Source organism: Streptococcus sp. 11273D007BT, from assembly GCF_053547195.1.
The window spans coordinates 909,300-923,409 of record NZ_JBPWPE010000001.1; the positions used below are offsets into that span (position 1 = coordinate 909,300).

The window sequence follows — 14,110 nt, forward strand, 5'->3', positions numbered from 1 at the left end:
CAATCTTTTTTGATATCTGGACTAGGTTAACGGTTTGATAAAAAAGTGTTATAATGAAAAAGAACAGGAGGTTTTTAGGATGGTTTATAAAAAAACAATTTTAGCCAGCTTGATGGCTTTAGTGGTGATATTTGGCATAGCATTAGTGATGGATTTGACAGGTTCTAGCCAAGTTAAGAATCTTAATACAGATCAGTCTCAGGAACCGCTAAGGACAGCTCGAGTGGTAGCAAATGGTGATATTCTTTATCATGATATTCTTTACACCAGTGCTAGACAGGCAGATGGGACGTATGATTTTAAACCTTATTTTGAATACGTCAAAGAATGGATTTCTGGAGCGGATTTAGCAATAGGTGATTTTGAAGGAACGATTAGTGCAGATTATCCTCTGGCAGGATATCCTCTATTTAACGCACCTTCAGAAGCAGCAGATACGATGAAAGATACAGGATATGATGTGGTCGATTTAGCACATAATCATATTTTAGATTCGGGACTATCTGGAGCCCTAAATACTGCACAAGTCTTTAATGATCTTGGAATAGACACGATTGGAGTGTATCAAAAAGATCGTGCGACAGAAAATATCTTAATCAAGGAAGTTAATGGCATAAAAATAGCCATCTTAGGTTATGCTTATGGCTACAATGGCATGGAAGCTAACCTAACAGAAGAGGAATACCAGCAACACATGTCTGATTTGGATGAATCTAAGATAGAGGCAGAGCTTAAAAAAGCAGAGCAAGAAGCGGATGTTACCGTTGTGATGCCTCAAATGGGAGTGGAGTATGCATTGGAGCCTACGCAAGAACAAGTGACCTTATATCATAAAATGATTGACTGGGGAGCAGATGTTATTTTTGGTGGCCATCCCCATGTTATCGAACCTGCAGAGGTGGTAAAAAAAGACGGAGATAAAAAATTTATTATTTATTCTATGGGAAATTTCCTCTCTAATCAAACTTTTGAAATGCTGGGAAACAAATGGACAGAACGTGGTTTATTGATGGATGTTACCTTTGAAAAATCAGGAGGGAAAACAGGTATTAAAACTGTCCAAGCACACCCTACCCTTGTTCATGCAACTGGAAAAGGAGTAGTTGGTCAGGAAGGGTATGAATACTATGATTATCGTGTCATGATTTTAGAAGACTTTATTGAAGGTGGGAAATACCGTGATACACTGGATGAGACAATGAAAGCAAAGGTAGATCAAGCTTATCAAGAAACCAATGATCTTGTTCAGTTGAAATGGTAATACATTTTCGAGTTTTTTCATTAAGACCATTTATAAAATAAGGCAAGGCATTTTCTAAATAACCTGTTAGAGAACGTCTTGTCTTGTTTTTATTTTCTTTTTCATAGTATAATAAGAGATAAGAAAAAATGAGGAGAGCTCTATGTTTGCGCAACTGGATACTAAAACAGTCTATACCTTTATGGATAGCTTAATTACGATTCCTTCTTATCTCAAAAAGGCAAAAGAGTTAGGATATAGCCATATCGGAATTATGGACAAGGATAATCTTTATAGCGCTTATCATTTTATTAAGGCTGCTCAAAAAGAAGGGATGAAACCTATTTTGGGAGTTGAGATGGATTTGATTTATCAAGACCGCTCAATCACTTTTCAGTTTATTGCCTTAAATACTAAGGGCTATCAAAATCTGTTGAAATTATCTACAGAAAAAATGACTGGACAAAAAATATGGGAATCCTTGACAGAATTTTTAGGAGATTTAGCGATTGTCATACCTTATTTTTCTGGAATAGAAGAGATAAGGCTGCCAAAAGATTGTTACATTGGCTTACGATCAGATAGCCCCAAATTAGCATACGACCGTCCGACTATCCCTATTCACACTGTTCGGTATTATAGTAATGATGACCGTGAAAGCTTGCAAGTATTAAGAGCGATTCGTGATAATGTTCAATTAAAAGATATTGGATCAGTTCCGAAAGACCAAGTTTTATATGCCTCAGCCACAATGGAGGAGATATTTAGAGCGCGATTTCCTGAGAGTTTATTACAATTAGAACAGCTCGTTTCTACAATCGAGTATGAGTTTGATACCAATTTAAAATTGCCTCGCTTTAATCGTGAAAAAGAGGCTGTGATAGAACTAAGAGAACGTTCAGAAGAAGGATTAAAAACTAAGGGGCTTTGGAATTCAGTTTATCAAACTCGCCTCAATCAAGAGTTGGATGTGATTCATCAAATGGGATTTGATGATTATTTTCTTATTGTTTGGGACTTATTACGTTTTGGTCGTAGTCGTGGCTATTATATGGGGATGGGGCGAGGATCAGCAGCAGGAAGTTTGGTGTCCTATGCTTTAGATATTACGGGGATTGATCCTGTAAAAAATCATCTTCTATTTGAACGGTTTTTAAATGTTGAGCGCTACAGCATGCCTGATATTGATATTGATTTGCCTGATATTTATCGTAGTGAGTTTTTACACTATGTCAGAGACCGTTACGGAAGTCATCATACGGCTCAAATTGTCACCTTCTCTACTTTTGGAGCAAAGCAGGTTATCCGTGATGTCTTTAAGCGATTTGGAGCTACTGAATATGAGTTGACACAGTTGACTAAAAAAATTAGTTTTAAAGATACGTTAGCCTCTGCCTATGAAAAGAATATATCGTTTCGTCAGCTCATTCATAGCAAAACAGAGTATCAACGAGCATTTGAAATTGCCAAAAAAATAGAAGGTCAACCAAGACAGTCTTCTATTCATGCTGCAGGTATTGTGATGAGCGATGATAATCTCACCAACCATATTCCTCTTAAAGGTGGAGAAGAAATGTTCATTACGCAATACGATGCCAATGCTGTTGAAAGTAATGGTCTATTAAAAATGGATTTTCTTGGACTGCGTAATTTGACTTTTCTTCAAAAAATGCAAGAGGCTCTAGTTGAAGAGACAGGTAGAGATTTTTCAATCAGAGATATACCGTTAGAAGATGCGGCTACTTTACGTTTGTTTGCCTCTGGACAAACCAAGGGAATTTTCCAGTTTGAACAGGCTGGTGCTATTCATCTTTTAAAGAGGATTCAACCTTCAAAGTTTGAGGAAGTTGTAGCAACCACCAGTCTTAATCGTCCAGGGGCTAGTGATTACACTGACAATTTTGTCAATCGTAAATATGGAAAAGAGAAAGTTGATTTGATTGATCCTTTGGTCGCACCTATTTTAGCGTCAACTTACGGTATTATGCTTTATCAAGAGCAGGTCATGCAAATTGCTCAGGTGTATGCTGGATTTACGTTAGGGAAAGCAGATCTTTTAAGACGCGCCATGTCTAAAAAAAATATCAAAGATATGGAAGACATGAAACAAGAGTTTATCTCTGGAGCAAAAGCGCTAGGTCGAGATTTGGGAGTAGCTGAGCATCTTTTCTCTATGATGGCAAAATTTGCGGGTTATGGCTTCAATAGGAGTCATGCCTATGCCTATTCTGCCTTAGCTTTTCAATTAGCATATTTTAAGACGCACTATCCCCATATTTTTTATGCTGTGATGCTAAATTACTCCAGCTCAGAATATTTAAATGATGCCTTAGAGAGAGGATTTAGCTTATCTTCGATAAGCATCAACACCATTCCTTTTCACGATAAGATTCAGAAAGAAAAGATCACACTAGGCCTTCGTCACCTAAAAGCAGTTCCCAAAGAAATGTCCTATTGGATAATTGAGAACAGGCCATTTAAGAGTATTGAAGATTTTCTGATGCGCTTACCAGAAAACTATCAGAAGTTAGAAATACTAGAAACGATGGTAAAAGTTGGACTGTTTGATGACTTTGAAAAAAATCGTAAGAAAATTTTGCTAAACCTCGATCATCTTTTGATTTTTGTCAACGAATTGGGCAGTCTTTTTGCGGATTCATCTTACCATTGGCTTGAGAGTGAGGATTTTAATAGTGTTGAGAAATACCAATTTGAGCAAGAAATTTTAGGTATCGGTCTTAGCCCCCATCCTTTACAAGAAGCGATGAGAACCAGCGTTCATCCATTTTCTCGCATTGTCGATTTATCTAGTGGTCAACAAGCAACAATTCTTGTCCAGCTAGAGAGGATAAAATTAATCCGAACAAAAACCAAAGGACAACAAATGGCATTTTTAACAGTAAGTGATACGCAGAAAAAACTGGATGTCACGGTTTTTCCAGAACAATATCACCATCTGAAAGAGCAACTTAATGAAGGAAACTTATATTATATGATCGGGCGCATTCAAGAAAGAGATGGGCGCTTGCAGATGGTACTCAATCAGCTTGAGTTAGTTGTCATGGAAAAGTTCTGGATTCAGATGGTCAATCATGACAAAGATCAAGAGGTGGCAGCTATTTTAGCACGTTATCCAGGAAATATCCCCGTACTAATTCATTACAGTGATCGTAAGGAGACCATTCGTAGTCAGCACTTTCTGGTTCAAAAAAGTGAAAATTTAGAAAAAGAATTAAGCACAATCGTTATGAAAACGGTTTTTCGTTAAAAAAGATAAGAAATTGTAAGCAATTTTAGAGTAGATATGCTATAATAAAAACGTTAAAAATAAAAAAGGAGTATCAAGCAAAATGAAACGTATTGCTGTTTTGACTAGTGGCGGTGACGCTCCTGGTATGAACGCTGCTGTTCGTGCAGTTGTTCGTAAAGCAATGTCAGAAGGTATGGAAGTTTACGGCATCAACTACGGCTATGCTGGTATGGTTGCTGGAGACATTTTTCCACTTGATTCACGTGCAGTTGGTGATAAAATTTCACGTGGTGGAACCTTCCTTTATTCAGCGCGCTATCCAGAGTTTGCAAAACTTGAAGGACAACTCGCTGGTATTGAACAATTAAAAAAACACGGTATTGAAGGCGTAGTTGTTATCGGTGGTGATGGTTCTTACCACGGAGCTATGCGTTTGACAGAGCACGGTTTTCCTGCAGTTGGTGTACCTGGTACAATTGATAACGATATTGTGGGTACTGACTACACAATTGGATTTGATACAGCTGTGAGTACAGCTACAGAAGCGATTGACAAGCTTCGCGATACCTCATCAAGTCATAAACGTACTTTTGTGGTTGAGGTAATGGGACGTAATGCTGGGGATATCGCTCTTTGGTCAGGTATTGCATCTGGTGCAGACCAAATCATTGTCCCAGAAGAAGAATTTGATATCAATGATGTCGTTTCAACTATTAACAAAGGTTATGAACTTGGAAAAAATCATCACATTATTGTTCTTGCAGAAGGTGTGATGAGTGGTGATGCTTTTGCGGCTAAGCTAAAAGAAGCAGGTGATACTAGCGACCTTCGTGTCACAAACCTTGGACATATCCTTCGTGGTGGTTCTCCAAGTGCGCGTGATCGTGTGTTGGCATCATGGATGGGAGCACATGCTGTTGATTTACTTAAAGCAGGTCGTGGTGGTCTGGCTGTCGGTATTCATAACGAAGAGTTGGTAGAAAGCCCAATTCTTGGTACGGCAGAAGAAAATGCATTGTTTAGCTTGGGTGAAGGCGGTAAGATTATTGTTAACAATCCGCATAAAGCACGTCTTGACTTTGCTGACTTGAACCGCAAATTAGCTCATTAAGAAAATTATCTTATTTCGTTTACATTTGTTATTACTATGTCGTTTAGCGACAAACTATAAAAGGGAGTTTTATTTATTATGAATAAACGCGTAAAAATCGTTGCAACACTTGGTCCTGCGGTAGAAATCCGTGGTGGTAAAAAATTCGGCGAAGATGGATACTGGGGTGAAAAACTTGATGTTGAAGCTTCAGCACAAAAAATTGCTGAATTAATTAAAGAAGGAGCTAACGTTTTCCGTTTCAACTTCTCACATGGTGACCATGCAGAGCAGGGTGAGCGTATGGCTACTGTACGTCGTGCAGAAGAAATTGCAGGACAAAAAGTTGGTTTCCTTCTAGATACTAAAGGACCAGAAATTCGTACAGAATTGTTTGCAGACGATGCAAAAGAATATTCATACAAAACTGGTGACAAACTACGTGTTGCTACAAAACAAGGTATCAAGTCAACTAAAGAAGTTATCGCATTGAACGTAGCTGGTGGCCTTGATATTTTTGATGATGTTGAAGTTGGTCGTCAAGTTCTTGTTGATGATGGTAAACTTGGTCTTTCTGTTGTAGCTAAAGATGAAGCAACTCGTGAATTTGAAGTTGTTGTGGAAAATGATGGTGTAATCGCTAAGCAAAAAGGTGTGAACATCCCTAACACTAAAATTCCTTTCCCAGCTCTTGCAGAACGCGATAACGCAGATATCCGTTTCGGTCTTGAGCAAGGTCTTAACTTTATTGCTATTTCATTTGTTCGTACTGCTAAAGATGTTGAAGAAGTTCGTAACATTCTTAAAGAAACTGGTAATGAACACGTTCAATTGTTCTCAAAAATTGAAAACCAACAAGGTATTGACAATATTGATGAAATCATCGAAGCTTCAGATGGTATCATGATTGCTCGTGGTGACATGGGTATTGAAGTTCCATTTGAAATGGTTCCAGTTTATCAAAAAATGATCATCACAAAAGTTAACGCAGCTGGTAAAGCTGTTATTACAGCAACTAACATGCTTGAAACTATGACTGATAAGCCACGTGCAACTCGTTCAGAGGTATCAGACGTATTTAACGCTGTTATCGATGGTACTGATGCAACTATGCTTTCAGGTGAATCAGCAAATGGTAAATACCCAGTTGAGTCAGTTCGTACAATGGCTACAATTGACAAAAATGCTCAAACTCTTCTTAAAGAGTATGGTCGTTTGAACTCAGCTAACTTTGAGCGTACTAATAAAACAGAAGTAGTGGCTTCTGCTGTTAAAGATGCAACTAATTCTATGGAAATTAAATTGGTAGTTGCTCTTACTGAATCTGGTTCAACAGCTCGTGCTATTTCAAAATACCGTCCAGATGCAGATATCTTGGCTATTACATTTGATGAAAAAATACAAAAATCATTGATGATTAACTGGGGCGTTATTCCAGTTGTTACGGACAAACCATCATCAACTGATGATATGTTTGATGTAGCAGAAAAAGTTGCTCTTGAAAGCGGTCTTGTTGAATCAGGTGATAACATTGTTATCGTAGCTGGTGTACCAGTTGGTACTGGTGGTACAAATACAATGCGTATCCGCACTGTAAAATAATAAGATTTTTAAAAGCCTATTGTATCAAGGTTTCATCCTTGTGCAGTTGGCTTTTATTTTTGTTTTGAGGCATTTTGCCCTCATTATCAACTGTAGTGGGTGACTCATAACCAAGTACGAGAGTGAATCAAGTGGTCGTTTCTTTTTTATCTTCAAATCAAAAATTAGTCTTGGTATAAAGTGGTTACGGTTTATATGTCTGTTACTTAAATCATTTTGATAAGATATTGACAAGGCAAGGATAAGCCAATGCGCATGCGAGGGACAGATATTGCAAAGGGGATGGGAAAATTTTCATGCCTGTACTTTAATTTGCTTACTTTTTTTATATCAGAAAACATGATATAATGGTAAGCATAAAGTTAGGAGAAGTTATGGTAAAACGAGATTTGATTACAAATACGATAATTGGTGTTCTTATTGTTGGAATAGTGATTTTATTGAGGGTTTTTGTGTTTTCTACTTATCAAGTAAAGTCATCAGATGAAAATTCTTATTTTAAAGAAAATGAGATTTTACTTGTTCATGCTAAACAGGAGCCTAAATATAAGGATTTTATCGTTTATGAAGTAAACCATCAGACTTATATTGGACGTGTTATTGCTAGTGAGGGGGAAAGTGTCACCTATATGGATGATATTTTTTACTTAAATAATTCTGTTGAGAGTCAGGCTTATATTGAGAAGTTAAAATCGGCATTTCTTTCAGATGCTTCAAATGAATCTCCCTATACTCAAGACTTTACCTTGGCTACCATTTCTAATCAACATGATTTGAGTGAGATTCCTAAAGGAAAATATCTGGTTTTAAATGATAATCGACGTAATTTAAAAGATAGCCGTCAATTTGGCTTGATTGATAAGAGTCAAATTAAAGGTGTTGTGACGTTTAAGTTATTCCCCTTAAGTCAATTTGGTTTTCTAGATGTAGAGTAGTTGTAGCTACTCTTTTTTTTAATGCTAAATTGACTATACCAATTTTTATTGTTGACAAGTTTGTTTTATTGTTATATACTGACTTAAGTAGTTCGGGATAGTCTTTTTGACTATACCAATTTTAAATATGAATAGAGAGGCTAGTAACGATACTAGGTAAAATTTTATGTGTGGAATAGTTGGCGTTGTTGGAAATACCAATGCAACAGATATCTTAATTCAAGGATTAGAAAAGTTAGAATATCGAGGATATGATTCTGCAGGTGTATTTGTGGTATCTCAAGAAGAAAAAGGGAAATTGGTCAAATCTGTTGGTCGCATTGCAGAATTAAAAGCAAAATTGACAGATGAAGATCAAGGTACCGCAGGTATTGGTCATACGCGTTGGGCAACGCACGGGAAGCCAACGGAAGATAATGCGCATCCACATCAATCTGAGACAGGTCGTCTAGTGCTTGTTCATAATGGTGTGATAGAAAATTATGCTGAGATTAAAGAGACTTATCTTTCAAATCATCACTTTAAAGGTCAGACGGATACTGAAATTGCTGTTCATTTGGTTGGTAAATTTGTGGAAGAAGAGGGACTTTCGACTTTGGAAGCTTTTAGAAAAGCACTTCACGTCATTGAAGGTTCTTATGCTTTTGCATTAATTGATACTGAGGACTCAGAAACCATATATGTAGCTAAAAATAAATCACCACTTTTAATTGGCTTGGGTGACGGTTATAATATGGTTTGTTCAGATGCTATGGCCATGATTCGTGAAACAAGTGAATTTATGGAAATTCATGACAAGGAATTGGTTGTGGTGACCAAGGATCAGGTGTCTATCCAGACTTATGCTGGTGATAGTGTAGAGCGCACGTCATATACTGCAGAGTTAGACTTATCAGATATCGGTAAAGGGACCTACCCTTATTATATGCTAAAAGAAATTGATGAGCAGCCTACAGTAATGCGCAAATTAATTAGTGCTTATACTAATGAAGCTGGTCAAGTTGCTATTGATAAAGATATTATTAAGGCTGTGCAAGATGCTGACCGTATCTATATTCTAGCTGCGGGGACTTCGTATCATGCTGGTTTCGCCTCTAAAGATTTTCTTGAAAAACTAACTGATACCCCTGTTGAATTAGGAATTGCTTCAGAATGGGGTTATAACATGCCTTTATTGAGTCAGAAGCCTTTATTTATTATGATTAGTCAGTCTGGAGAAACTGCAGATAGTCGTCAAGTACTGGTTAAAGCAAATGAGATGGGTATTCCAAGTTTAACGGTTACTAATGTTCCAGGTTCAACACTTTCTCGTGAGGCAACACACACGATGTTATTGCATGCAGGTCCAGAAATTGCAGTAGCTTCAACTAAAGCATATACAGCACAAATTGCAACATTAGCCATTTTAGCAAAAGCAGTTGGAGATGCCAATGGAAATCCTTTGGCTGAGACGTTTGATTTAGTTCATGAGCTATCTTTAGTTGCACAATCTATTGAATCAAGTCTTTCTGAAAAAGAATTGATTGAGAAAAAAGTATCCAGTCTCCTTTCAACCTCTCGCAATGCATTTTATATTGGACGTGGTAGTGATTATTACGTTTCTATGGAAGCGAGCTTGAAATTAAAAGAGATATCCTATATTCAATGCGAAGGCTTTGCGGCAGGAGAATTGAAACATGGTACAATCTCATTGATTGAAGATGGTGTTCCAGTTTTAGCTTTGATTTCAAATCATCCACATTTAGCAGCTCATACACGAGGGAATATCCAAGAAGTTGTTGCACGTGGAGCAAATGTTTTAACCATTGTAGATGAAAATATGGCTAAAGAAGGAGATGACATTACTGTAAGAAGTGTTCATCCATTCTTATCAGCTATTGCAATGGTAGTCCCTACGCAATTAATTGCTTATTATGCGACCCTTCAAAGAGGTCTTGATGTTGATAAACCACGTAACCTTGCCAAATCCGTTACAGTAGAGTAAAATAGTATAGAAAAAAATCAAAGGAGCTTGTATGTCTTTACCAAATTGTCCAAAATGTAACTCAGAGTATGTTTATGAAGATGGAACTTTATTAGTTTGTCCAGAATGTGCTTATGAATGGTCACCAAGTGAAGTATCAGAAGAAGAGGAAAGTTTAGTCGTTCTAGATAGCAACGGAACCCGCTTGTCTGACGGTGACACTGTTACAGTTATTAAAGACCTTAAAGTCAAAGGTGCCCCTAAAGATATAAAACAGGGAACACGTGTTAAGAATATTCGCTTAGTAGAGGGTGACCATAATATTGATTGTAAAGTTGATGGTTTTGGTGCAATGAAATTAAAATCAGAGTTTGTAAAAAAACTATAGAAAGATTATAGCTAGGAACAATGTTCCTAGTTTTTTTATCTAATTTTTATTGAGTGTTGGTATTTGAAAAAATTTATAGGGTTTGAAGAAATTAATAGTAAAGCCTGAAAAAGAACTGTATAAATGTTCATGTTTTTGGTATAATAATAGTAGTTATCGTTTTTTTAGGAGTAACAATGTCTTATATATTTGAAGTTTTACCCAGTTTATTAGATGGTGCTCTTGTAACGCTACAAGTATTTTTTATCGTTATTATATTATCCATTCCATTAGGGGCAGCCTTGGCCTTTTTGATGCAGATAAAATTTAAGCCTCTACAATGGCTATTAACTGTCTATGTTTGGGTGATGCGAGGAACCCCTCTACTATTGCAATTGATTTTTTTCTACTATGTCCTACCATCTGTTGGTGTGACCTTTGATCGTATGCCTGCAGCAATTTTAGCTTTTACCTTAAATTACGCAGCCTATTTTGCTGAAATTTTCCGTGGAGGAATTGAGGCCATTCCAAAAGGGCAATATGAGGCGGCAAAAGTATTGAAGTTTAATCAGCTCCAAACCATTCGCTATATTATCCTACCACAGGTTATTAAAATTGTCCTACCAAGTGTATTTAATGAAATTATTAATCTTGTGAAAGATTCTTCCCTTGTCTATGTTTTGGGTGTTGGTGATCTTTTGTTAGCAAGTAAAACAGCAGCTAACCGTGATGCTACTCTAGCACCAATGTTTATTGCAGGTGGAATCTATCTCTTACTTATTGGAGTGTTGACAGTTGCCTCTAAACGTGTAGAGAAAAAATTTAATTATTATAAATAAGGTGATCTATGTTAGAATTAAAACAGATTTCCAAAAGCTTTGGAGATAAGAAAATTTTTGAGAACTTTAACTTGACCGTATCAGAAGGAAAAGTTTTAGCGATTGTTGGTCAATCTGGTGGAGGAAAGACCACTTTACTTCGAATGCTAGCTGGATTAGAGAGTATTGATTCAGGTGAGGTTGTTTATAAGGGAGAGTCTGTTCCGGTTGATCATTTAGAATCAAAAAATTTATTAGGATTTGTTTTTCAAGATTTTCAGTTGTTTCCACATCTAACAGTACTTGATAACTTGACCCTCTCACCAGTTAAAACGATGAATATTTCAAAGAGCGATGCTGAGAGTAAGGCTATGGATTTACTTGAGCGATTAGGTCTAGCTGATCATGCCAAAGCTTATCCACACTCTTTATCTGGTGGGCAAAAACAACGTGTTGCCTTGGCTAGAGCGATGATGATCGATCCCAAAATTATTGGTTATGATGAGCCAACGAGCGCTCTAGATCCTGAGTTAAGGCAGGAAGTGGAAAAGTTAATTTTACAAAACCGTGAGACAGGAATTACACAAATTGTGGTAACGCATGATATGCAATTTGCTGAAAATATTTCTGACGAGATATTAAAAATTAATCCTAAATAAAATAAGTGAGGTTGTGAAGATGAAGAAGTTATTATTAGTTATGCTATCCGTGTTGACTGGCTTTGTTTTAGTTGCCTGTGGCAGTAAGTCAGATACTGCTGAGGACAAATGGTCAACTTATGAGAAAGAAAAAAACATCACGATTGGTTTTGATAATACCTTTGTTCCTATGGGATATAAGGATAAAGATGGAAAAAATGTTGGATTTGATATTGATTTAGCGACAGCTGTTTTTGAAGAATATGGTATCAAAGTAAAATGGCAGCCTATCAATTGGGATTTGAAAGAGACTGAATTAAATAATGGAAAAATTGATTTAATTTGGAATGGTTACTCTAAGACAAGTGAGCGAGAAGAGAAAGTCTTGTTTACCAATTCTTATATGAAAAATGAGCAAGTTTTAGTCACTAAGAAATCTTCAGGTATCACAACATTTGCTGGAATGAAGGATAAAGTCTTGGGAGCACAATCTGGTTCATCAGGTTATGATACTTTTACGGCAAATCCAGAAGTCTTGAAAGATATTGTAAAAGATAACGATGCTACTCAGTATGAGACGTTCACACAGGCATTGATTGATTTAAAATCAGATCGTATTGATGGCTTATTGATCGATCGTGTGTATGCTAATTATTATCTTCAACAAGAAGGTGAGTTGGATCAGTACAATATTATTAAGAGTGAATTTGAGGGTGAAGATTTTGCTGTCGGAGCCCGTAAATCTGATAAAACATTAGTGGAAAATATTAATAAAGCCTTTAATAAGCTTTACCAATCAGGAAAATTCCAAGAAATTTCAAATAAATGGTTTGGTGAAGATGTGGCAACCGATGCTGTAAAGAACTAAAAAAATAAAGACATCAGAAGTGAAATCTGACGTCTTTATTTTTTTATGAAAAGAGAGATATTTTAGTTATTCTTGATTTGACAGACTTAAAGTAGTGATTTGATGAAAAAGAAGTTGCCAGTTTTCGTGTCGGCGCCAAAGTGAAGTGTGTTTTTCACCGTTTAACGTATAGGTGATGAGTTTTGTTTTTTGACTAACTGATACCATTGAAAATTCACTAAAATCATTAGTTTGAGCTGTAAAAATTGTATCCAGTTGAGTTAGCTGATAAGACTGTCCATCATTAGCAATCCAAATGATATCTTTAGAAAGGAGTTCGGTATAATCTGGAATTTGAGAGAGGATAATTTTTTCATACTTATAAAGTTTATTGTAAATGTTTTCAAAGATTTCATCTTCGGGGATACTTGATGGTTCGACATGGATATCGATATCGTAAATATTAAATTTCTCTCGGAGTAAGTTTTCAACTTCTTCTGTAATTTCATGACTTTCATAAACTGAAAGATCAGGATTCATCTCTAAGACAAGATCGAGGTAAACATTGCTTCCATAAGTTCTTCCTCGTTGTGATTTAACACGAGAAATTTTTGGAATTTGGAGAATGGCTAATTCATATTCTTTTAGATGACTGTCATCGAATCCATCTGATAAACTAAAAGCAGAAGCTATAAAAATATCATAGGCAGTTTTTAGAATAAAAAAGGTGATGATAATAGCTACAATCTTATCAATAATAGGAAAATTAAGTGAACTTGCAATGATAGCAATAGAAGTTCCGATAGAGGTAACAGCATCAGATAGGTTGTCTTTAGCGGCAGCTAATAGCGCACCCGATTTTGCTTTATTAGCTAATTGTTTATTGTAAAGGTAAATCAGATACATAATGACAGCTGATATGATACCGACAATAGCCCCTATTGGGTCAATCTCGGTTTTACTATTATTAACAATCATCTGGATAGTTTGAAGCAATACCTGAAACCCAACGACGAACATGATAAATGAAGTCAGGAGACTAGAGAGATCTTCGATTTTCCAATGACCAAAGCGATGATCTAAGTCTGCTGGACGTCTAGCTAATCTTAGGCCTATCAATATCGCAATGTTTCCAATGATGTCAGAGACGTTATTGAATCCATCTGCAACCAGTGATGAGGAATGTAAAAAATAGCCGACAGTAAGTTTAGCTATAGATAGCATAACATAAGCAGTGATACTAATAATGGCACCGCGTTCTGCAAGTTTTAGATTGTCTGTTGGGTTATGACTCATGATAACTCCTTTTAATGTTATGGCAATACTTTATTATATCATTTTATAAATGGTATTTTAAATG

Annotated in this window: 11 protein-coding genes; 10 read left to right on the forward strand and 1 reads right to left on the reverse strand. The window is 36.4% G+C overall.

Annotation, left to right across the window (positions count from 1 at the left end):
- Positions 1-79 precede the first annotated feature (79 nt).
- From ACEE75_RS04715 to ACEE75_RS04760, 10 genes are all read left to right on the forward strand, one after another.
- Positions 80-1,261, forward strand: coding sequence for a CapA family protein (locus tag ACEE75_RS04715; protein WP_447575265.1), 1,182 nt, complete (start codon positions 80-82; stop codon positions 1,259-1,261).
- 142 nt (positions 1,262-1,403) lie between these two features.
- The gene (locus ACEE75_RS04720) at positions 1,404-4,508 is read left to right on the forward strand and encodes a DNA polymerase III subunit alpha (RefSeq protein WP_427895556.1); all 3,105 of its coding nucleotides are present in this window, start codon (positions 1,404-1,406) and stop codon (positions 4,506-4,508) included.
- Positions 4,509-4,590: 82 nt separating this feature from the next.
- Positions 4,591-5,601 carry a 6-phosphofructokinase gene (gene pfkA, locus ACEE75_RS04725; protein WP_354369821.1) on the forward strand — a complete coding sequence of 337 codons (1,011 nt, stop codon included), beginning with the start codon at positions 4,591-4,593 and terminating at the stop codon, positions 5,599-5,601.
- Positions 5,602-5,679: 78 nt separating this feature from the next.
- Positions 5,680-7,182 (forward strand): pyruvate kinase, encoded by a 1,503-nt coding sequence (pyk, locus tag ACEE75_RS04730; RefSeq protein ID WP_354369822.1) that lies wholly within the window; start codon positions 5,680-5,682, stop codon positions 7,180-7,182.
- A 374-nt stretch (positions 7,183-7,556) separates the two neighbouring features.
- Complete coding sequence (gene lepB, locus ACEE75_RS04735; protein ID WP_354369075.1) at positions 7,557-8,117, forward strand: signal peptidase I; 561 nt, start codon at positions 7,557-7,559, stop codon at positions 8,115-8,117.
- Between the two features lie 166 nt (positions 8,118-8,283).
- Entirely contained in the window at positions 8,284-10,101 is a 1,818-nt protein-coding gene (glmS, locus tag ACEE75_RS04740) for a glutamine--fructose-6-phosphate transaminase (isomerizing) (protein ID WP_447575264.1), read from the forward strand.
- A gap of 31 nt (positions 10,102-10,132) precedes the next feature.
- Complete coding sequence (locus ACEE75_RS04745) at positions 10,133-10,468, forward strand: zinc ribbon domain-containing protein YjdM (RefSeq protein WP_447575263.1); 336 nt, start codon at positions 10,133-10,135, stop codon at positions 10,466-10,468.
- A gap of 176 nt (positions 10,469-10,644) precedes the next feature.
- The gene (locus tag ACEE75_RS04750) at positions 10,645-11,286 is read left to right on the forward strand and encodes an amino acid ABC transporter permease (RefSeq protein WP_354369069.1); all 642 of its coding nucleotides are present in this window, start codon (positions 10,645-10,647) and stop codon (positions 11,284-11,286) included.
- An 8-nt stretch (positions 11,287-11,294) separates the two neighbouring features.
- Positions 11,295-11,924 carry an amino acid ABC transporter ATP-binding protein gene (locus ACEE75_RS04755; RefSeq protein ID WP_447575262.1) on the forward strand — a complete coding sequence of 210 codons (630 nt, stop codon included), beginning with the start codon at positions 11,295-11,297 and terminating at the stop codon, positions 11,922-11,924.
- 13 nt (positions 11,925-11,937) lie between these two features.
- Positions 11,938-12,771 (forward strand): transporter substrate-binding domain-containing protein, encoded by an 834-nt coding sequence (locus ACEE75_RS04760; protein WP_447575261.1) that lies wholly within the window; start codon positions 11,938-11,940, stop codon positions 12,769-12,771.
- Between the two features lie 66 nt (positions 12,772-12,837).
- On the opposite strand, the gene ACEE75_RS04765 is transcribed toward ACEE75_RS04760, so the two are convergent.
- The gene (locus tag ACEE75_RS04765; RefSeq protein ID WP_447575260.1) at positions 12,838-14,046 is read right to left on the reverse strand and encodes a cation diffusion facilitator family transporter; all 1,209 of its coding nucleotides are present in this window, start codon (positions 14,044-14,046) and stop codon (positions 12,838-12,840) included.
- Positions 14,047-14,110 lie beyond the last annotated feature (64 nt).